21 protein-coding genes and 1 tRNA gene are annotated in these 21,187 nt (G+C 27.6%); 16 read left to right on the forward strand and 6 right to left on the reverse strand.

The window, feature by feature from the left end; genetic code table 11:
- Window positions 1-55 precede the first annotated feature (55 nt).
- The gene (locus tag ACOTVC_RS06410; RefSeq protein ID WP_039642475.1) at window positions 56-247 is read right to left on the reverse strand and encodes a mini-MOMP protein; all 192 of its coding nucleotides are present in this window, start codon (window positions 245-247) and stop codon (window positions 56-58) included.
- A gap of 74 nt (window positions 248-321) precedes the next feature.
- On the opposite strand from ACOTVC_RS06410, the gene ACOTVC_RS06415 reads away from it, so the two are divergent.
- Window positions 322-1,659, forward strand: coding sequence for a coproporphyrinogen III oxidase family protein (locus ACOTVC_RS06415; RefSeq protein WP_421628023.1), 1,338 nt, complete (start codon window positions 322-324; stop codon window positions 1,657-1,659).
- A 24-nt stretch (window positions 1,660-1,683) separates the two neighbouring features.
- Here ACOTVC_RS06415 and hemJ read toward each other — a convergent pair whose 3' ends face one another.
- Genes hemJ through glmM form a run of 3 tightly spaced genes read right to left on the reverse strand, consistent with a single transcriptional unit; the run spans window position 1,684 to window position 3,912 of the window.
- Complete coding sequence (gene hemJ, locus ACOTVC_RS06420) at window positions 1,684-2,133, reverse strand: protoporphyrinogen oxidase HemJ (RefSeq protein ID WP_039619499.1); 450 nt, start codon at window positions 2,131-2,133, stop codon at window positions 1,684-1,686.
- A complete protein-coding gene (lspA, locus tag ACOTVC_RS06425) occupies window positions 2,127-2,582 on the reverse strand; it encodes a signal peptidase II (protein WP_421628025.1) in 456 nt (151 codons plus the stop codon). The genes hemJ and lspA overlap by 7 nt, the downstream gene beginning before the upstream one ends.
- Entirely contained in the window at window positions 2,575-3,912 is a 1,338-nt protein-coding gene (gene glmM, locus ACOTVC_RS06430; protein WP_039629248.1) for a phosphoglucosamine mutase, read from the reverse strand. The genes lspA and glmM overlap by 8 nt, the downstream gene beginning before the upstream one ends.
- A 132-nt stretch (window positions 3,913-4,044) precedes the next feature.
- Here glmM and ACOTVC_RS06435 point away from each other — a divergent pair, with 132 nt between their 5' ends.
- The 4 genes from ACOTVC_RS06435 (at window position 4,045) to ACOTVC_RS06450 (ending at window position 8,830) form a co-directional block, all read left to right on the forward strand.
- Window positions 4,045-5,217: a hypothetical protein gene (locus ACOTVC_RS06435; RefSeq protein ID WP_421628026.1), complete on the forward strand. Its 1,173-nt coding sequence runs from the start codon at window positions 4,045-4,047 to the stop codon at window positions 5,215-5,217.
- Window positions 5,214-6,404, forward strand: coding sequence for a replication-associated recombination protein A (locus ACOTVC_RS06440; RefSeq protein ID WP_421628028.1), 1,191 nt, complete (start codon window positions 5,214-5,216; stop codon window positions 6,402-6,404). The genes ACOTVC_RS06435 and ACOTVC_RS06440 overlap by 4 nt, the downstream gene beginning before the upstream one ends.
- Before the next feature lie 45 nt (window positions 6,405-6,449).
- Window positions 6,450-6,525 (forward strand) — tRNA-Val (locus ACOTVC_RS06445).
- 328 nt (window positions 6,526-6,853) lie between these two features.
- Window positions 6,854-8,830, forward strand: a complete 1,977-nt coding sequence (locus ACOTVC_RS06450) for a DUF262 domain-containing protein (RefSeq protein WP_421628029.1) — start codon at window positions 6,854-6,856, stop codon at window positions 8,828-8,830.
- 35 nt (window positions 8,831-8,865) lie between these two features.
- On the opposite strand, the gene ACOTVC_RS06455 is transcribed toward ACOTVC_RS06450, so the two are convergent.
- Window positions 8,866-9,486, reverse strand: coding sequence for a DUF305 domain-containing protein (locus tag ACOTVC_RS06455; RefSeq protein WP_257912960.1), 621 nt, complete (start codon window positions 9,484-9,486; stop codon window positions 8,866-8,868).
- A gap of 120 nt (window positions 9,487-9,606) precedes the next feature.
- On the opposite strand from ACOTVC_RS06455, the gene ACOTVC_RS06460 reads away from it, so the two are divergent.
- A complete protein-coding gene (locus ACOTVC_RS06460) occupies window positions 9,607-10,239 on the forward strand; it encodes a hypothetical protein (protein ID WP_039619509.1) in 633 nt (210 codons plus the stop codon).
- Between the two features lie 2 nt (window positions 10,240-10,241).
- Here ACOTVC_RS06460 and ruvC read toward each other — a convergent pair whose 3' ends face one another.
- Window positions 10,242-10,718, reverse strand: coding sequence for a crossover junction endodeoxyribonuclease RuvC (gene ruvC, locus ACOTVC_RS06465; protein ID WP_039619511.1), 477 nt, complete (start codon window positions 10,716-10,718; stop codon window positions 10,242-10,244).
- Between the two features lie 122 nt (window positions 10,719-10,840).
- Between ruvC and dnaA the strand changes: the two genes are divergently transcribed.
- From dnaA to ACOTVC_RS06515, 10 genes are all read left to right on the forward strand, one after another.
- The gene (gene dnaA, locus ACOTVC_RS06470) at window positions 10,841-12,169 is read left to right on the forward strand and encodes a chromosomal replication initiator protein DnaA (protein WP_087684857.1); all 1,329 of its coding nucleotides are present in this window, start codon (window positions 10,841-10,843) and stop codon (window positions 12,167-12,169) included.
- A gap of 132 nt (window positions 12,170-12,301) precedes the next feature.
- Complete coding sequence (gene dnaN, locus ACOTVC_RS06475; RefSeq protein ID WP_421628032.1) at window positions 12,302-13,369, forward strand: DNA polymerase III subunit beta; 1,068 nt, start codon at window positions 12,302-12,304, stop codon at window positions 13,367-13,369.
- A gap of 9 nt (window positions 13,370-13,378) precedes the next feature.
- Window positions 13,379-15,697, forward strand: coding sequence for a DNA topoisomerase (ATP-hydrolyzing) subunit B (gene gyrB / locus ACOTVC_RS06480; RefSeq protein ID WP_421628033.1), 2,319 nt, complete (start codon window positions 13,379-13,381; stop codon window positions 15,695-15,697).
- A gap of 7 nt (window positions 15,698-15,704) precedes the next feature.
- On the forward strand, window positions 15,705-16,232 hold the full coding sequence (locus tag ACOTVC_RS06485; protein WP_047207823.1) for a zeta toxin family protein: 528 nt from the start codon (window positions 15,705-15,707) through the stop codon (window positions 16,230-16,232).
- A gap of 47 nt (window positions 16,233-16,279) precedes the next feature.
- Complete coding sequence (gene ureB / locus ACOTVC_RS06490) at window positions 16,280-16,951, forward strand: urease subunit beta (RefSeq protein WP_039617037.1); 672 nt, start codon at window positions 16,280-16,282, stop codon at window positions 16,949-16,951.
- Entirely contained in the window at window positions 16,948-18,645 is a 1,698-nt protein-coding gene (ureC, locus tag ACOTVC_RS06495; RefSeq protein ID WP_421628035.1) for an urease subunit alpha, read from the forward strand. Before ureB ends, ureC begins: the two co-directional genes overlap by 4 nt.
- Window positions 18,645-19,112 carry an urease accessory protein UreE gene (locus ACOTVC_RS06500; protein ID WP_039624994.1) on the forward strand — a complete coding sequence of 156 codons (468 nt, stop codon included), beginning with the start codon at window positions 18,645-18,647 and terminating at the stop codon, window positions 19,110-19,112. Before ureC ends, ACOTVC_RS06500 begins: the two co-directional genes overlap by 1 nt.
- 2 nt (window positions 19,113-19,114) lie before the next feature.
- Window positions 19,115-19,783, forward strand: coding sequence for an urease accessory protein UreF (locus tag ACOTVC_RS06505; protein ID WP_214099560.1), 669 nt, complete (start codon window positions 19,115-19,117; stop codon window positions 19,781-19,783).
- 10 nt (window positions 19,784-19,793) lie between these two features.
- Window positions 19,794-20,393: an urease accessory protein UreG gene (gene ureG / locus ACOTVC_RS06510; RefSeq protein ID WP_039617044.1), complete on the forward strand. Its 600-nt coding sequence runs from the start codon at window positions 19,794-19,796 to the stop codon at window positions 20,391-20,393.
- Between the two features lies 1 nt (window position 20,394).
- Window positions 20,395-21,147: an urease accessory protein UreD gene (locus tag ACOTVC_RS06515; protein ID WP_039640401.1), complete on the forward strand. Its 753-nt coding sequence runs from the start codon at window positions 20,395-20,397 to the stop codon at window positions 21,145-21,147.
- The last annotated feature ends 40 nt before the right edge of the window (window positions 21,148-21,187 follow it).

Genomic DNA, 21,187 nt, shown 5'->3' on the forward strand with positions numbered 1-21,187 from the left:
AATTAGCTATATTTGCAAAAAAGATAAATACTAAAATTACTTTTTTCATAAATCATCAATGCATTTGAATTTGAATTCTTTGATTAAAATTATTATTTCCTCTATCTTTTGGGCTATTATGCTCGAAACGATAACGCATACTACCTGAAATATTAACATCTTGAAAAATTTCATCTAAAGGTGCAGAATTTGACACACTTATAAATCCTAACAAAAATACAAAAAATGCTATAAAAATCTTTTTCATTATAAAGCCTTTGTAAAAATATGATACAATTATAGTCTTTTTAAATAACTACAAAATGAAAATTTAGGAAAAATATGAATTTTTTACAAAACTTAGCTCTTTCTTACTCACACAAGGCTATGCAAAAATCTTTAGAGAATGGTTTTGATGTGAAACTTTTAAAAGAAGGACAAGAAAAAAAAGTTAATCCAAAAAAATCTTATATGCTTTATGCTCATATACCATTTTGCCATACTTTTTGCCCATATTGTAGTTTTCATAAGTATTACTACAATGAAGATTTAGCAAAAAGATATTTTGAAAGTTTAAGAGAAGAAATTAAACAAATCAAAGATAAAGGATTTGATTTTACCTCTATGTATGTGGGTGGTGGTACTACTTTGATCAACGAAGAAGAGCTTGCTAAAACTTTAGAACTTTGCAAAAAATTATTTAATATCAAAGAAATTTCTTGCGAAACCGATCCAAACCATATTGACCCAAAAAAATTAGAAATGTTTAAAGGGCTTATAGATCGTTTAAGTTGTGGTATACAAAGTTTTGATGATGATACTTTAAAAAAAGTAGCAAGATACCATAAATTTGGCTCAAGTAAAGAACTTCAAGAAAAACTCTCTAAAGCCATAGGTGTGCTTCCTATTATGAGTCTTGATTTGATTTTTAATTTTCCTTCTCAAACTAAAGAGCAATTACTCAATGATTTAGAAATAGCCAAAAGCTTAAAACCTCAACAAATCACAACTTATCCTTTGATGAAATCAAACCTCACAAAAGATAATATTGCAAAAACTCTAGGAGTAAGTTTTAAAGATAATGAATTTGAGTTTTATAAAATCATTGTAGATTTTTTCAAAGATTATGAAAGAAATAACGCATGGTCATTTTCTTTAGAAAAAAGTAACTTTAATGATGAGTATGTAAGTAGCCATCATGAGTATTTGGGCGTGGGAAGCGGGGCTTTTAGCTTTTTAGATGGAGAGCTTTTAATCAATGCTTTTAATTTAAATGATTATTCTAAACTCATCAAAGAAAAGCAAAATGCAAATATTGCTAAAGCTAATTTTGGTAAAAAAGAAATCATCAAATATGTCTTTTTAACCGAAATGTTTACCGGTAAAATCGAAATTGATAAATTTAACAAAACTTTAGAATGTAATTTAGAAAAAGATCTTTTCATAGAACTTTTAGGCCTTAAACTAAGCAAGGCTATAAAAAAAGAAAACAATACCTTATATACAAGTGAATTTGGACGTTATTTGTTTATGGTATTGATGAAAGACTTTTACACAGGCATGGATTTAGTGCGTGCTGTATTTAGAGATGACAAACGCTTACAAGATAAAGAACACATTAATATCATGCAAGAAAATGTTAATCCACTTGATTTTAAAAGTATGGAGTTTAAAGGATAAAAAGCCTTTTTTAAGGCTTTTTTACTAAAATGGTCTTACTACCATCATAATAGCGATGATTATAAATAATATCGTTGGAATTTCATTATAAGCTCTAAAGAATTTCCCACTTTTTTTGCAAGTATCATTTTGAAGTTGTTTTAAATAATAATAATTTTGCAAATGATAAATAATTAAAAGCAAAGCACAGGTTAATTTAGCATGCATAAAACCTGATCCAACCATTAAAGCTTTATTAGCATGAAGCATTAAACTACCACTTATTAAAGTTACAATCATAGCAGGAGTTTGGATATAAAAATACAATTTTCTTTCTTGAATTTTCACCACTTCCACAAAGCCTTTATTATCTTTATGTTCTGTATGATAGACAAAAAGTCTTGGCAAATAAAACAATCCAGCCATCCATGAAACAAAAGCCAAATAATGCACCATTTTAATCCATAAATACCAGTCGGTTAAAAAATCTAACATTTTTCTCCTTTTTTATTAAAAATTTCTTTTATTAAAATCAAAGCTACGCTAATGTTTATCATCACATCAGCTAAATTAAACACAGCAAATTCAAACCACTTATGCCAAAATACAAAATCCACTACACCTATATGCACAAAGCGATCAAGTAAATTAGAACACCCAGCAGATAGCATAATAGCAAAAGCAATCAAATGCGTTTTAAAAAAGTCTTTTTGATAAAGCAAATACCCGAACAAAGCCAAAATAAAAACAAGCTGTATATATTTTAAATACTCTCCTAAAAAGGCAAACATCGAAAAAGCCACACCGGTATTATAGGTTAAAACTAAATCAAAAAAATTACCCTTATACTCAAGCCCTTGTAAAAACAAATATTTGCTTGCTTGATCTAGTATAAAAACTAAAGCAAAAACAAGCCAAAATTTTAAAGGCAAGATTTTAAGCATTCAATGCTTTCATAAAAAAGCTCTCAACAGCTTTCATTTCTTTTTCTAAAAGCTTAATGTCTTTTGCTTCAAGTAATAAGCGTATTAAATTTTCTGTACCTGAGTACCTAAACAAACTAGCAATTCCTTTTTTTTCTAAGTCTTTTTTCAACTCTTCCAAACCTGCAAGCTTGCTTAAGTCTTTTTTCTCTGAAATTTTAAGATTATGCAAAAGTTGTGGGTAAGGTTTAACTTGATTTAAAATTTCACTCGCACTTTTTGCTTCACTTAGCATTAAAGCACTAAATTGTAAAGCAGCTACCAAGCCATCTCCAGTTTTTGCATAGTCACTAAAGATAATATGCCCGCTTTGCTCCCCGCCAAAATTTCCACCACATTCTTTGAGTTTTTCAAGCACGTATTTATCGCCTACATTGCAAGTTTCATGCGTGATTTTATGTTTAGTTAAAAACTCTTTTAAAGCACCATTACTCATTATAGTGCTAACTACACTTGATTTTAACTTGCCTTGTTTTTTCAAAAATAAAGCTAAAACACCTAAAAGACTATCTCCATGAGCTACTTCGCCTTTTTCATCCACAACAACCAAACGATCTGCATCTCCATCAAAAGCAAAGCCCACATCTGCTCTAAATTTCTTTACTTCTAAAGCTAAATTTAAAGGATGTAAAGCCCCGCAATTTTCATTGATATTTAAACCATTTGGTTTATCATTGATCACAATCACATCTGCACCTAGTTCTTTAAAAACTGTAGGTGCTACCTTATAAGAAGCCCCATGAGCCACATCTAAAACAACGCGCAAAGATTTTAAAGTCAGCTCTTTAGGAAAAGAATTTTTTATAGAAACAATATATCTTCCTATCACATCATCAATTCTTTTTGCTTGCCCAATTTGTGATTTTGTTGTTCTTGCTTCTTCTATGAGTTTATCGTTAAAATAAATTTCTTCTATTTTCGCTTCTGCTTGTTCATCAAGTTTATTTCCATGGGCATCAAAAAATTTAATACCATTATCATAGTAAGGATTATGCGAAGCTGATATCATAATCCCTGCATCACAACGCATATCTTCAGTTAAAAACGCAATAGCAGGTGTTGGCATAGGACCTATTTCTATGACATTATAACCTATAGAAGTAAGTCCTGAAACGATAGCATTTTCTATCATATAACCGCTTCTTCTTGTATCTTTTCCTACTAAGATATTGTTTGTAAGAGCTTTGTCTTTAAAATAAATTCCAGCAGCCATAGCCAAACGCATGGCTAAAAACGAATCCAAAAACTCCCCTGCTTTACCGCGTACTCCATCTGTTCCAAAAAGTTTCATTTTTTTTACCTTTGATTTTAAATAGTGTAATTATAAGAAAAAAAGTTAAGTAATGTATAAATGTAAGAATTTTATAAGCATTAGTTAGTAATAAAAATATATAATTTTTAAAATTTCACTTAAGGAAAATGAATGAAAAAAATCATCGCAGGAGTTGTAGTAGTTTTACTAGTTATAGGATTTTTTACCTCAGCTTCTTACATTAACTCTATCAATGGAAAAATATTTGCTCAAATGAGCCAAGATACAGCATATTACAGTGTTGAAGATGCTAACTATACCAAAGGACTTTTAAACTCCAAAGGAAGTTTTATAGCTACACTGAATGACTTACCTTATAGTTTTAAAGTGAATGTGGATTTTTCTAATAATTTTTTTGCAAGCAATAATGCTATCATTTCTATTTTAAATAAAAATGAAGATTTAAAAGGCATTTTCCCAAATGAGGAAATCTTTAAAATCTTAGTTAGTGCAAAAGGTGGAGACATTAACATCAATGCAAAAATAAATGATATCAATTTTACCCGCAATGATACAAATTTAGTTTTAAATAATACATCTTTTAAGATTACAGGTTCTGAGGAATTTGTAAAAAATATGGAGCTTAATCTAGGTTATATTTTGTTAGAACAACTATCTCATGAAGAAAAATTAGAAGCAAAAAATATCAAAATTTCTGAATTTCCTATACAAAAATTAAGTTTTAATGATATCTTTAGTCCTAGTAGAAATAGTGAGCAAAATATAAGCATTGATAGTGTTAATTTTATAAGTTCTATTACTTTTGACTTTGATAAATTAAAAATTTTTGCAAAAACAGCTCAAAATGCTCAAAATGATTATGATAGTGTTTTAAAACTAGATTTAGCTAAATTTAATCTTGCAAATGAAAACTTTATGCTAAATAACATTAACTTAGATATGAATTTTAATAATCTTTCTAAAAAGGCTTATGATAGTTTAGTACAAAACTCAAACACTGATATTTTTTCTATGATGCTTTTAGCAAGTCAGTTTTTAAAAGCAAACCCACAAATCATCTTAAATAACCTAAGCTTTGAAAAAGAAGGTAAAAAATTTGACGCAAATGGGCAAACTATTTTCACTGAAAATAATATAAAATCACAATTGCATGCAAACACAGAAATTCTTCCTAGTCAAATTTGGCCTGATTTTGCAAATTTTGATACTTATTTTGTAGATAATAATGGCTCTTATGTGCTTGATTTTATCTATGATGATTCTAATAAAAGTGATGTTACAACTATCATTAATGGTGAAAGACTTACCATAAATCCACAATGACAAATTTAAGCTTAACTTTTCGTCCTAAAACTTTAGATGAGGTTTTAGGACAAGAAAATTTAGTAGAAATTTTTAAAAAATTCATACAAGTTTCAAAACTCCCTCATAGTGTATTTTTTGGTCCAGCAGGTTGCGGAAAGACTTCTTTTGCAAGGGCTATAGCGTATGAGTATAAACTTGATTTTTATGAGTTTGATGGAGGAAATTTTAAACTTGAAGAGCTTAGAAAAATACTAAATAATTATGAAAATTCTTTATACAAACCTTTGATCTTTATCGATGAGGTGCATAGACTTTCAAAAACCCAACAAGAAATGCTTTTAATCCCTTTGGAAAATCAAAAATGCCTTTTCATAGGTGCAAGCACTGAAAACCCTTATTTTACTTTAACTTCAGGCATAAGAAGCAGAAGTATGCTTTTTGAATTTAAAGGTTTAGAGTATAAAGACTTAGAAAAACTTGCCACAAAGGTGCAAGAAAAACTCCAATGTAAAATCGATGATGATGCTAAAAACTTTTTAATCACTTCTAGTGCAAATGATGCAAGAAGTTTTTTAAATTTATGTGAGTTTGCTTTGGCTTTAGATAGCACTCATATCACACTTGAAACTTTGAAAAAATTAAGAGCAAATGTTTTAAGCGATGGTACTTCAAGCAAAGACACACACTATAGACTAGCTAGTTCTATGATAAAAAGCTTAAGGGGAAGTGATGTAGATGCGAGTTTGTATTATCTTGCGAGGTTGATTGATGGGGGCGAAAGTGCGGATTTCATCGCTAGAAGATTAGTAATATTTGCAAGCGAAGATATCTCAAATGCAAACCCACAAGCACTTAATCTAGCCACAAGCACACTCATAGCAGTAAAAAACATAGGCTATCCTGAAGCTAGGATCATCTTAGCTCAATGTGTGGTATTTTTAGCAAGTTCACCCAAGTCAAACTCAAGCTATCTTGCTATAAATGAAGCGCTAAATTATGTGCAAAACAACCCCGCATTAAAAATACTTCCTTATCTTGATAATAACAACCCACAAAGAAAAAACTACCTTTACCCGCATGATTTTGGTGGTTGGGTTAAGCAAAGATACTTAGAAAAAGACTTGAAATTTTATCATAGCAAAGGTATAGGTTTTGAAGCGCAGCTAGACTTATGGCTAAACAATATGAAAAAAGTTAAAAAGTGATTTTAAGCACAATGTAAAAATATTTTTATATAATTTTCATTTTTTGGTTCCGTAGCTCAGTTGGTAGAGCACCACCTTGACATGGTGGTGGTCGTTGGTTCAAGTCCAATCGGAGCCACCATTTTTTGTTTCTTTCGATTTCTTTAATTTCCAAAAAATGCTTTCAAAATGCTATATATAAACAAATTAAACGATCTTTGATTTCAATCAATTTCTTTTGTGTTATAATTATTTTCAATTAATTAAGGTCATTATTAGGGTTCTTAAAACCTAATAGGGTTATTTAAAGGAAAATAATAGCAAACATAGCAAAACAAAGCTTACAAGATAAAGATATTAGAAATTTAAAACCTAGTGATAAACGATACAAAAAAGCTGTAGGTAATATAAAACACAATTTTATTGTAAATTTTTACAATATTAATCATAAAATTATATAAGGAATAATTATGGCTACTAATGAATTAAAATCACTAAAAAATGTATTTGATGGAAAATATTTAAGAATACCAGATTATCAAAGAGGTTATGCTTGGGAGTATAATCAATTAAAAGATTTTTGGGAAGATTTGGAAAATTTAGAAAATGATAAAACCCATTATATGGGAGTTTTAACACTAGAAAAAGTTACACAAGAAAAAAAAGAAGAAAAGATTGAATATTGGAAAATAGATTATGGAGCATATAAGTCAGATAATGTATTTTATATTGTAGATGGACAGCAAAGAATAACAACAAGCATTATTTTAATTTCAGTAATTTTAAATAATATAAAAGAAACGCAACAAATAAAAGATAAAACTCTATGGTTTAGTGATGAAGAATATAATGATTTGTATAAAAAATATATTGCAAAATCAAATCAAAATGGTGAATATTTATATTATTTTGGATATACAACAGATAACCCAAGTTATGAATTTTTAAAAACAAAAATTTTTGAAAATCAAAGCATATCAAATACTAATAATGAAACATTATACACAGCTAATCTAGAAAATGCAAAAAAATTTTTTAAAGAAAAAATCAATAATTTTACATTAAAACAAAAAGAAAATCTCTTTAAAAAAATAACTGAACAGCTTTTATTTAATGTATATGAAATATCCAATGATTTAGATGTATTCATTGCTTTTGAAACCATGAACAATAGAGGTAAAAAATTATCTAATTTAGAATTATTAAAAAATAGACTAATTTATTTATCTACAAAATTTGAAGATGAGGATAAATTTTCTTTAAGAAGAAAAATTAATGAATGTTGGAAAAAAATATATGAATACCTAGGAAAAAATAAATTACAACCTTTAAATGATGATGTTTTTCTTAAAAATCACTGGATTATGTATTTTAAATACAGTAGAGAAAAAGGAAATGATTATATTGTATCGTTATTAGAAGAAATATTTGTTTGTAAAAGGATACTAGGAAAAAATATAGATAATCCTTTAACTATTAAAGAAATAAATGATTACATTTTAAGTCTTAGCACAAGTATTGAACATTGGTATTATCTTTTTAATCCTGAACAATCTAATTACACCGAAGAAGTAAAAACATTACTTGATAAATTAAATAGACTAGGTTATAGATCTTTTGCACCACTTTTAATGGCTGTATTTAGTAAAAATAATACATTTAATAATGATGAAATTTGTGATTTACTTAAAATGATAGAAAAATTTATTTTTTTAATTTTTGAAATTTCAAAAAGACGATCAAATACCGGTGATAGTACTTTTTATAACTATGCAAACCAATATTATCACAATGATAAATCAAATATTTCTATTAAAGATATCATAGGAGTATATGATTTAAAAAATGATGAATATTCTGGAATTAATTGGTGGCTTGTTTCATATGTTGATATTGAACAATTTTATATTTATTTAAAAGACAAATTCAAAAATAAAGATGGTTATTATAGTTGGACTGGTTTATCATATTTCTTATTTGAATATGAATTATCACTTCAACATAAAAGTAAAAATAATACAATTAAAATCAATTGGAAAGAATATATAAATTCAAAAAAAGATTATCATAGTATTGAGCATATTTTACCTCAAACACCTACAGATGATTATTGGGTAGATAAACTAAAACAAGTTAATTCAAATGATTATAAATATATAATTAATTCTTTAGGAAATTTAATTCCATTATCAAAAGCTAAAAATTCCAAATTAAATAACAAAAATTTCTATATCAAAAAAAATGGAGAAGATAGAGAATTTATCGGTTATAAAAACGGTTCTTATTCTGAGCAAGAAATAAATGAAAAAGAAGAATGGGGAATTGAAGAAATAAATGAAAGAACAAATAAATTAATTGAATTTTTAATAAATCACTGGGAAATAGATAAATATTGTTCAATAAATAATATAAGAAATAAATTAAATTTTATAAAAACTATAAAATAGCACTCATATCAAGGAATAATTTCCTTGATATATTTTTACATATACTTTAACAAATTCGTAAAATCTTGAATTTCTTTTTCTTGGTCTAAAATGATTTTTTTCGCTATATCAGTGATAGTTTTATCTTTAGAATAAAATAAAATTTGTTTTGAAGCATCTACCGCGCCTTGATGATGTGCTATCATCGCTTCTAAAAAGTCTTTATTGATGTTTTTGCTTTCTTTAACCGAACTCATTAAAATCATCATTTTTTGCATTAACTCTTTTTCTTCTTGAACGAATTTTTTATAAGTTTCTTCATCAATTTGAGTTTTTGTATAAAGATTTTTATCTAAAATTTCTTGAAATTCTTGGATTTCTTTTTCTTGAGTTTTGATGATATTTTGAGCGATTTTTTTCATCTCTTCACTTTTTGTATGCTCTAATAAAAGCTTAGATGAGTCAACAGCACCTTGATGATGTGGGATCATATTAGCTAAAAAATCTCTTTCTATGTCATTACTTTGTACTAAAGGATTTTTCATCATAGGTTCATGCATACTCATCATGATTTGTGATGAGATACTTCCAGAAGCTCCATGATGAGCATGGTGAGAATTTGCAGCAAATAAAGCACTTGCCAAAACTAAACTTGAAACTATAGTTTTTATTTTCATTTTTTTCCTTAAACTTTTAATTTAAAATCAAAAATATATAAAAATATCACAAACTAAAATTAACAAAAAAATTCAATTTTTTTTTGTTATAATTTATTTAAAAATATACAAGGATGGAAAATGCTTAGAGAACTACTTGAGATAAAAAAAGAAATGGAACCTATAATTCATGATTGTTCAGTAAAAATTCAAGTAGCCGCAAGAGAAGTAATCGTAAGAAAAAGAGAATATGAAATTTATGGACCTATGATAGATAGAGTATATCTTGATAATGCCATTTATATTAAAATTTTTGGTAGTGGACGTGATACAAAAAGTACTAAAGTAGATATTAAAAACGGTCTATATATGGTGTATGTAGCTCCTGATAAACCAACTAATCAAGAAATAATGAATAAACTAAAAATCGCATTTGAAAGTATAGATAATAAATTCATTTCAAGAATTTTAGAACTCAATAGAAGAATGAAAGAAGTGATCAATAAAACCCAAGCAACTCTAGCAAAAGCATCAAATATGAATGTTTTAATAGAAACTAACCTAGGCGAAGCAAGTGCAGCACATAAGTTTGTAATAACTATCAAATATTTAAAAGATAATCAAAAATTAGAATTAAAAAATTCAAAATCTGCAGGTAGCTTTAGAGATACTAAAAATCACATCAACCTAGTAGTAGAAAAAAATACTGATTCAGCTATATGTGAAAAACTTTTACATGATGTTGAAATTTATTTCATAGGTAGTGGAAAATAAAATCACTTTTTTACTCTCAAATTTGCTAAATGTGTCAAAGCCACCGCAATAGCATCTGTGATATCAAGTGGCTTGATATCTTTTGAAATTCCAAGCAATCTTTTCACCATAAAAGCTACTTGTTCTTTAGTAGCTTTTGCTTTACCTGTTACGGTTTTTTTCACTTGCAAAGGTGTGTATTCTGCAAATTCTCCATGAGTTTGTAAAATTTTTAAACTCAAAGCTCCACGAAATTGTGCTAATTTTAAAACCGTTTTTGGATTATAAGCAAAAAATATATCTTCTATAGCTACCTCATCAAATTGATGATTTTTAAAGATTAGATCAAGTCCTTCACATAATTCTGTGATTTGATACTGCAAATCATTAGGTTTGATTTTGATAAGACCTGCTTCTATGAGTTGATTTTTATTATTAATTCTTTCTACAATAGCATATCCACAATACCTAGAACCAGGATCTATCCCTAAAACTTTCAAACTTTTCACCTTTTTATTCACATAGATGTGAAATTTAAATTTTTATGTGAATAATTTTAACCATTTTTTATAAAAAATAAGCTAGAATTTTAAGTTTTACATCATAATTTATAAGAAAAATAATGAATATAAAAGATTTTTTACTTGAGTTTAAAACTGAAATTAGCAATAACGAATACAATACTTATATTTCTCACTTACAATTTAGTGAAAAATTAAGTAAAAATAATATCTTAGTATTTATCGCACCAAATCATTTTTTGGCTAAATTTATACAAACAAAATACGCACAAAAACTAGCTTATTTTTATGAAGTAAAAACAGGAATTAATCCTCAAGTTAAAATCATCACAAATGATCAAAAGGTAGAGAAAAAACATTTTTCTACAGATATTTCACAGATTAAATTTCAAAGTACTATTTTAAATCCTTCTTTTACTTTTGAAAGTTTTGTTGTAGGAGATTCTAATCAATTTGCCTATGCAACCTGCAAAGCTATTACCGATAAAAGCAAACTTGGAAAATTATACAATCCTATCTTTATCTATGGCCCTACAGGACTTGGAAAAACTCACTTGCTTCAAGCTGTCGGAAATGTATGCTTGGATAATGGATATAAGGTTATTTATGCTACAAGTGATAATTTTATCAATGATTTTACCATGCATTTAAATAACAAAACCATGAGTAAATTCCATGAAAAATACAAAAATTGTGATGTTTTACTCATCGATGATGTGCAGTTTTTAGGTAAAACAGACAAAATTCAAGAAGAATTTTTCTTTACTTTTAATGAAATCAAGGAAAAATTTGGACAAATCATCATGACAAGTGATAATCCTCCAAATATGCTAAAAGGCATAACAGAACGCTTAAAAAGTCGTTTTGCAAACGGGATCATCGCAGATATCACTCCACCTCAACTTGATACAAAAATCGCAATTATCAAGAAAAAATGCGAATTTAATGCTATTTATCTCAAACCTGAAGTTATAAGCTACATTGCTACTTCAATGGGAGATAATATCCGAGAAATTGAAGGCATGATTACAAATCTAAATGCTCAAGCAAGACTTTTTAACCAAGAAATCACTTTGGAAATCGTTAAAAGCTTTATGAAAGATCACATTAAAGAAACAAAAGAAAATATCAGTGTTGAAGATATACTTGCTGATGTTTCAAAAAGCTATAATCTTAAACCTAATGATATAAAATCAAATAAAAAAACACAAAATATCGTTATGGCAAGAAGGGTCGTGATATTTTTAGCAAGAGAACTTACAACTATGTCTATGCCTCAACTTGCTAGATTTTTTAATATGAAAGATCACACCGCCATTTCACATAATATTAAAAAAATTCAAGAACTAATGAGTGAAAATGAAAACTTAAAAGCCATAGTAGAAGAATTAAGAAATAAAATTTTGACAAAAATAAAAAGCACCCTGTGAATAAAAGTGAAAAACAAAAAATTTTATTCTATGAGTAAATTTTCTATAAAAAAAGACTTTTAAAAAGCATTTCACATTTTCACATTGCTTATTATTATGATAAAATAAATTTAAAAAACAAAGGAAGTAAAAATGAAAATTAGCATTAATAAAAACACTTTAGAATCTGCCATAGTTTTAACTAATTCTTATGTAGATAAAAAAGACTCAAGTAACATCGCTTCTCACTTACTTTTTGAAGTAGTTGAAGATAAACTAATCATAAGAGCAAGTGATTATGAAATAGGTATTAATTATAAAATCAAAAAAATCAAAGTTGAAAGTGCAGGTTTTGCAACTGCTAATGCTAAAAGTATTTTAGATATTATTAAAAGTTTAAATAATGAAGATGTAGTCTTAGAAACCATAGAAAATTTCCTTTTTATTAGACAAAAAGGAACTAAATATAAACTTCCTATGTTTAATTATGAAGATTTTCCAAATTTCCCAAGCACTGAAGGAAAAGATAAATTTGATATTGATTCAAGTGATTTAAGTAGATCTTTGAAAAAAATCTTACCTGCAGTTGATACAAATAATCCAAAATATTCTTTAAATGGTGCTTTACTTGATATAAAAACTACTCACATTAGTTTCGTAGGGACAGATACTAAACGCTTAGCAATTTTCACGCTAAATAAAACAAATGAAAAAGAATTTAACCTTTGTATTCCTAAAAAAGCTATTTTAGAAATGCAAAAAATCTTTTTTGAAAAAATTGAAATTTATTATGATGAAAATATATTAATTGCAAAAAATGATAATTTTGAATTTTTTACAAAACTTATTAATGATAAATTCCCTGATTATGAAAGAGTAATTCCAAAAAATATCACAAAAGAATTTATTTTTAAAACTGAGGAATTTATGGATGCATTGAAAAAAATCAATGTAATTACTGAAAAAATGAAATTAAATTTCCATAAAGATAAACTTGTATTTGAAGGTATTAGTTTAGATAATATGGAAGCAAAAACTGAACTTGAAATGGAACTTGATATAGATGAGGAATTTAATCTTTGCATTAAAAATAAATTTATCACTGACTTTTTAAATTCTATTGAAAGTGAAACATTCAAACTTAGCATAAATGAACCTCATATGGCATTCTTAGTTTCAAGTGAAGAATTACAAACTGTAATTATGCCAGTTATTTTATAAGGAAAATAAATGCAAGAAAATCAAAATTATGGCGCAGGAAATATTAAAGTTTTAAAAGGCTTAGAAGCTGTTAGAAAACGCCCTGGTATGTATATAGGTGATACCAATATAGGCGGTCTTCATCATATGATTTATGAAGTAGTGGATAATTCTATCGATGAAGCTATGGCAGGTTTTTGTGATACGATCAATGTAGAAATTACCACAGAAGGTTCTTGTATAGTAAGTGATAATGGTAGAGGGATCCCTGTGGGAATTCACCCTACTGAAAATATCCCTACTTTAACTGTAGTTTTAACCGTGCTTCATGCAGGTGGAAAATTTGATAAAGATACTTATAAAGTTTCAGGTGGTTTACACGGGGTTGGTGTAAGTGTTGTTAATGCTTTATCAAAAAAATTAGTTGCTACAGTGCATAGAGATGGAGAAATTTATCGCCAAGAATTTTCAGAAGGTAAAGTTACAAGTAATTTTGAAACCATAGGTAAAAGTAAAAAAACAGGAACAATCATAGAATTTTGGCCAGATGATCAAATTTTTGAAGTAACTGATTTTGATTATGAAATTTTAGCTAAAAGATTTCGTGAACTTGCATATTTAAATCCAAAAATTACTATAAATTTTAAAGATAACCGCGTAGGAAAAGCAGAAAGTTTTCATTTTGAAGGTGGTATAAGCCAGTTTGTTACAGATTTAAATAAAAAACAAGCTTTAACTAAGGCAATATTTTTCAATGTAGATGAAGAAGATGTAAATGTTGAAGTAGCATTGCTTTATAATGATAGTTATAGTGAAAATTTACTTTCTTTTGTAAATAATATCAAAACTCCAGATGGTGGAACGCACGAAGCAGGTTTTAGAATGGGCTTAACTCGTGTTATTAGTAATTACATTGAAGCAAATGCTAGTGCTAGAGAGAAAGACTCTAAAATCACAGGTGATGATGTAAGAGAAGGTTTGATAGCGGTTGTAAGTGTAAAAGTGCCTGAGCCACAATTTGAAGGACAAACTAAAGGAAAATTAGGTTCAAGCTATGTTAGACCTATAGTTTCTAAGGCTTCTTTTGAGTATTTGACAAAATATTTTGAAGAAAATCCTATCGAAGCAAAAGCTATCATGAATAAAGCTTTAATGGCAGCTCGTGGTAGAGAAGCAGCTAAAAAAGCTAGAGAATTAACGAGAAAAAAAGAAAGTTCAAGTGTAGGAACTTTGCCAGGAAAATTAGCTGATTGTCAAAGTAAAGATCCAAGTGAAAGTGAAATTTATTTAGTTGAGGGTGATAGTGCTGGAGGTTCTGCAAAACAAGGTAGAGAAAGAACTTTCCAAGCGATTTTACCTTTAAGAGGTAAAATACTCAATGTTGAAAAAGCAAGACTAGATAAAATTTTAAAAAGTGAACAAATTCAAAATATGATCACAGCCTTTGGTTGTGGGATCGGTGATGAGTTTGATATAGAAAAACTAAGATATCATAAAATCATTATCATGACCGATGCTGATGTAGATGGTTCTCACATACAAACTTTACTTTTAACATTTTTCTTCCGTTTTATGAATGATCTTGTAACAAATGGACATGTTTATTTAGCTCAACCACCTTTATATCGTTATAAAAAAGGTCAGAAAAAAGAAATTTATCTAAAAGATGAAAAAGCTTTAAATGATTATTTGATCGAAATAGGTATAGAAAGTTCTACTTATGAGGGCATAGGATTAAATGATTTAAAAGATTTTTTAAAAATCGTTGCAGCTTATAGAAGTGTTTTAAAAGAATTAGAAAAAAGATTTAATGTAATTTCAGTGATTAGATATTTGATAGAAAATCCTGATTTGATAAAAGCTTCTAATGAAGAATTATTTAAAGTTATAAAAGAATTTTTAGAAAAACAAAATCATAATATATTAAATTCATATATCAATGAAAATGAAATTCGTGTTTATGTACAAACTGAAAATGGTTTAGAAGAGCTTATCATCAATGATGATTTATTTGCTAATCCTTTATATGAAGAGGCAAATTATATTTATCAAAAAATCAAAGATAGAGATTTAAAATTTGATAAAGATATTTTAGAAATTTTAGATGAAGTTGAAAAAAATGCTAAAAAAGGTGCTTATATACAACGCTATAAAGGTCTTGGTGAGATGAATCCTGAACAACTTTGGGAAACAACTATGGATCCGAGTAATCGTCGTTTGTTAAAGATCACCATAGAAGATGCTCAAAGAGCAAATGATACTTTCAACCTTTTCATGGGTGATGATGTAGAACCACGCCGTGAGTATATACAAGCTCATGCTAAAGATGTTAAGCATTTGGATGTTTAATCTTTAAATGATTTTTTTAATTGGTGGGCAAGGTCATAGTGGAAAGACCTTGCTTGCTCAAAAACTTCTTGAAAAATTTTCTTATCCTTATTTGAGTTTAGATCATCTAAAAATGGGTTTGATTAAAGGAATGAAAGATTTTCCTTTTAAAGTAGATGAGGATGAAAAAATAGCTGAGTTTTTATTTCCTATTGTAGATGGTATAATTCAAACTTGTATAGAAAATAAACAAAATTTAATTATTGAAGGAATTTATCTTACTCCAAAAAAGCTACAAAAATTTCAAAATCATTCTGATGTTAAAATACTTTATATCATTTTTTCAAAAGAATATATTTTACAAAATTATGAATTAATCTATCAAAATGAAAATGCTATAGAAAAGCGTTTATTTAGCGAAAAAGAAGAAATAAACACTCTTATTTTAGATCATCAAAAACTTAAAACTCAATGTGAAAATTTAAATCTTCCTTTTATAGAAATTCAAAAAGATTATGAAACTGAATTAAAAAATGCAATAGAATTTTTTGCCTAAAAGCAAGTAAATAGTTATATAATATCTAAAAAATTATAAGGATTAAAATGCATTTTACTCAGCAGCAATTGCAACGATTAATGCTTCATTATGCAGGGAAAATAGCTAAAGATAGAAAAGAGCAAAAAATAAAATTAAATTACAATGAAGCTTTAGCTTATATATGTTATGAATTAATGGAACTTGCAAGAAAAAATTTAAGTGTAAGTGAATTGATGAGCATAGGAAAAACTTTACTTACAAGTGAAGATGTGATAGATGGTGTTGCAAGTATGCTTGATGAAATTCAAATAGAACTTCCTTTTGAAGATGGTACAAAATTAGTTACTATACACGAACCTATAGCAAATGATGATAAGATAAAAGCTGGAGAGATATTTTTATCATCAGAATTTATTGTGCTGAATGAAAATAAAACTTCTATAGAAATCAAAGTAAGCAATAAAGGTGATCGTCCTATACAAGTTGGCTCGCATTTTCATTTTTTTGAAGTTAATCGCTTTTTGTCTTTTGATAGAGAAAAAGCTTATGGTAAAAGGTTAAATATTGCTTCAGGAACAAGTGTGAGATTTGAACCAGGTGAAGAAAAAACAGTAAGTTTAATAGAATTTGGTGGTTTAAAAAAGGTTTTAGGTTTTAATAATCTTTGTGATGATTTTATCAATGATGAAAATAAAACTAAAGCTTTATCAAAAGCAAAAGAGAAAGGATTTCTTTGATTAAGATTAGCAAAAAAGACTATGTGAATATGTATGGTCCAACAACTAATGATAGAGTAAGATTAGCAGATACAGATTTAATTTTAAGAGTTGAAAAAGATTATACTTTATATGGTGAAGAAGTTAAATTTGGTGGTGGTAAAAATATCAGAGATGGTATGGCTCAAAGTGTGAGTGAGGGAGACTTTCCGGATTTAGTTTTAACTAATGCTTTGATTGTTGATTATACCGGTATTTATAAAGCAGATATTGGGATAAAAAATGGCTATATAGTAGGTATAGGAAAAGCAGGTAATCCTGATATACAAGATGGAGTTGATCCTAGCTTAATTATAGGCACAAGTACAGATATTATTGGTGCAGAAGGTTTAATAGTAACTGCAGGTGGTATTGATACTCATATACATTTTATTTCTCCAACTCAAATTGAATGTGCTTTATATAGTGGTGTTACTACTATGATAGGAGGTGGCATAGGACCAAGTGAGGGAACAAATGCTACAACTTGTACAAGTGGGGCTTATCATATACATTCTATGTTAAAAGCTACGCAAAATTACCCTATGAATTTTGGCTTTTTAGGTAAAGGAAATTCAAGCAATAAAAATGCTTTAAAAGAACAAATTATAGCTGGTGCATGTGGCTTAAAAATTCATGAAGACTGGGGTGCTACTTCTAGTGTGATTGATGCTAGTTTAAATATAGCTGATGAAATGGATATACAAGTAGCTATCCATACAGATACTTTAAATGAAGCAGGTTTTGTAGAAGATACGATTAAAGCTATTAATGGTAGAGTTATCCATACTTTTCACACTGAAGGTGCAGGTGGTGGTCATGCTCCTGATATTATTAAAATAGCAGGTTTTAAAAATGTTTTACCTGCAAGTACTAATCCTACTATGCCTTTTACTAAAAATACCATTGATGAACATTTAGATATGCTTATGGTTTGTCATCATTTAGATAATAAAATCAAAGAAGATGTTGAATTTGCAGATAGTAGAATTCGTCCTGAAACTATAGCAGCAGAAGATAAACTTCATGATATGGGTGTTTTTAGCATTATGAGTAGTGATTCTCAAGCTATGGGACGCGTAGGTGAGGTGATTTTAAGAACATGGCAAAGTGCTGATAAATGTAAAAAAGAATTTGGTGCTTTGAAAGAAGATAATGATTTAGATGATAATTTTCGTATTAAACGCTATATAGCAAAATACACTATAAATCCTGCTATTGCACATGGGATTGATAGTTATGTTGGTTCTATTGAAATAGGAAAATTTGCTGATTTAGTGCTTTGGCAACCTAAATTTTTTGGAGTAAAACCAAAGCTTATTTTAAAAGGTGGCTTGATAGTAGGTGCAAAAATAGGCGATGCTAATGCTTCTATCCCAACGCCTGAGCCTATTATCTATGAAAAAATGTTTGGTGCAAATTTAAATGAAAATGCTTTACATTTTGTTTCTAAAGCTTCTTTAGAAGTTAATATACCTGAAAAATTAAGCTTAAAAAGAAAATGTGTTGCAGTAAAAAATTGTAGAAATATTACTAAAAAAGACTTGAAATTTAATGATAAAGTTCAAGATATAGAAGTAAATCCACAAACTTATGAAGTAAAAATAAATGGTGAGCTTATTAGCTCTAAGAGCGTTGATTCTTTAGCTTTAGCTAGAAAATATTTTATGATTTAATGATTTTACTTCAAAATAAAATAACGCATTATGATTTAAACAAAGAATGCGATTTTTTAGAGCTTAGTTGGTTTGATACTTTTAAAAAGATATTAAGAACAACGACTTTAAAAGGACTAGATGTCGCTATAAAAATGCCTGATAATAAAGGTTTAAATCATAATGATTGTTTATATGATGAGGATTTTTTGATTTTAGTGAAAATCAAACCTGAAAAGGTTTTAAAAATTCACATAGAAAATGAATACAACCTTGCTTTAATAAGTTATCAAGTGGGCAATATGCATTTAAATTTATTTTATAAAGATCATAAACTCATTACTTTAGAGCAAAACTCTATCATAAGGTTTTTAGAAAAATTTAATATAAAATACGAAAAATGTGAGGAAATTTTAGAGCCAAAATATATGCTTGATATGCCAAGTTTTATCCAAGTTGATCCAAATTTTAAACTTATTAAAGAATAAAGATGAATAAATTAAATTTTTTACTTTTACAAATTAGTGATTCTTCTTTTCCTATAGGAGCTTTTTCACATTCTTTTGGTTTAGAATCTTATGTGAATTTTGCTTATATAAAAAATATAGAAGATGCTAAAAAAGTTTTAAAAGCTCAGCTTTATTCTAATATTTTGTATTTTGAACTTTTAGCTTTGAAAATAGCTTATGAAAATGCAAATGATGTAGAAAATTTACTAATTTATCAAAGAAAATTTTTATCAAGTATAGTTGCAAAAGAACAAAGTCAAGCTTATGTTTTTTTAGCTAAACGCTTTGTAAAAAATGTCAGTCTTTATGGATTATCAAATCCTTTATTAAATCAATACATTAAAGAAAATCAAACTCCTATTTATCCTTTTGTGTATGCTTTATTTTGTAAAGATAATGAGCTTGATTTTATGTATGAAAGTTTTTTGTTTGCTTTAATGAGTAATTTTATTAATATTCTTGTGAAAATTGTTCCTTTATCACAAAATGAAGGGCAGATTTTACTTTTTCAACTTCAGCAAGATTTTGAAAGAGTTCTTTCTAAATTACAAAATTTAACTTTAAATGATTGGTGTGAAAATCACAATATTTTAAATGATTATTTGGGTATAAAACACCAAAATTTAGCATTTAAAATTTATATTTCTTAAAAGGGTTATAATGGTTAAAATAGGCATAGGTGGTCCTGTAGGTAGTGGCAAAACAGCTTTGGTATTAAATTTATGCCAAGCTTTAAAAGATGAACTTTCTTTGGCTGTGATTACGAATGATATTTATACAAATGAAGATGCAAATTTTTTAATCAAACAAGGCGTTCTTGAAAAAGAAAGAATCATTGGAGTACAAACTGGAGGTTGTCCTCATACAGCCATTAGAGAAGATGCTTCTTGTAATCTTGAAGCCGTTGAACTTTTACAAGAGCGTTTTAGTGATTTAGATCTTATTTTTATAGAAAGTGGTGGAGATAATTTATCAATGACTTTTTCACCTGAACTTGTGGATTTTTTTATCTTTGTTATAGATGTTGCTCAAGGAGAAAAAATTCCACGCAAAGGTGGTCCTGCTATTTGTAGGTCTGATTTAATGATTATCAATAAAATAGACTTAGCTCCTTATGTGAATGCTTCTTTAAAAATCATGCAAGAAGATACTTTAAAAATGCGTGGAGATAGACCTTTTATCATGAGTAATCTTCAAACTAAAGAAGGTTTAGAAGAAATCATTACTTGGATTAAAAAATACACACTTTTAAAGGATTGATTTGTTTGCTCAAAAGAGTATTTTTAAACTTACATTAGATACTATCAATGAAAAAACTATCATAAAAAATTCTTTTTTCACACCTCCTTTTAAGCTTATGAGGAATTTTTATGATAAAAAATTAACTAGTATATATGTTTTAAACTCTAGTGCTGGAATTTTCAAAGAGGATTATTTAAGTTTTGAAATCATATGTAAGAAAAGTACAAATACCGCTATACTCACACAAAGTTATGAAAAGGTATATGATACTAAAGATTCTTTTGCGAGTAAAAATATTGATTTTACTCTTGAAGAAAATGCAAGCTTTTTTTATATGCCAAAGCCACTTTTGCTTCAAGAAAATGCAAATTTTATACAAAATACAAAGGTCAATCTAGCTTCTTTTTCAAGATTAGTTTATGTTGATTTTGTCATTTTTGGTAGAGTGGCTATGGATGAAAAATTTGCTTTTAAAAATTATGAGAGTTTAACTCAAATTTATAGAAATGATATTTTAATTTTAAATGATAAAATTAAAATTAATCCTTCTTATATGAAAGAAAATGAATTAAATTTTTTTGCAAATCATACGCATTATTTGAGTATTTATCTTTTTGGATATGATGAGTTTTATGAAGAATTAAAAGCTTCATTTGACGATATAAATCAACTTTTTTATGAGGGTTTGTGTATAAAAATTCTTAGCAATGAAAGCGAAAAATTACTCTTACTTCAAGATAAGCTTTTTAAATTTTGTCAAAATAAAATATAAAATATTGTGGTATTATAAAATTTTAAAAACAAATTAAGGA

Origin of the sequence: Campylobacter sp. GB48 (genome assembly GCF_049221845.1) — a bacterium.
GTDB classification, from domain to species: Bacteria; Campylobacterota; Campylobacteria; order Campylobacterales; family Campylobacteraceae; genus Campylobacter_D; species Campylobacter_D lari_C.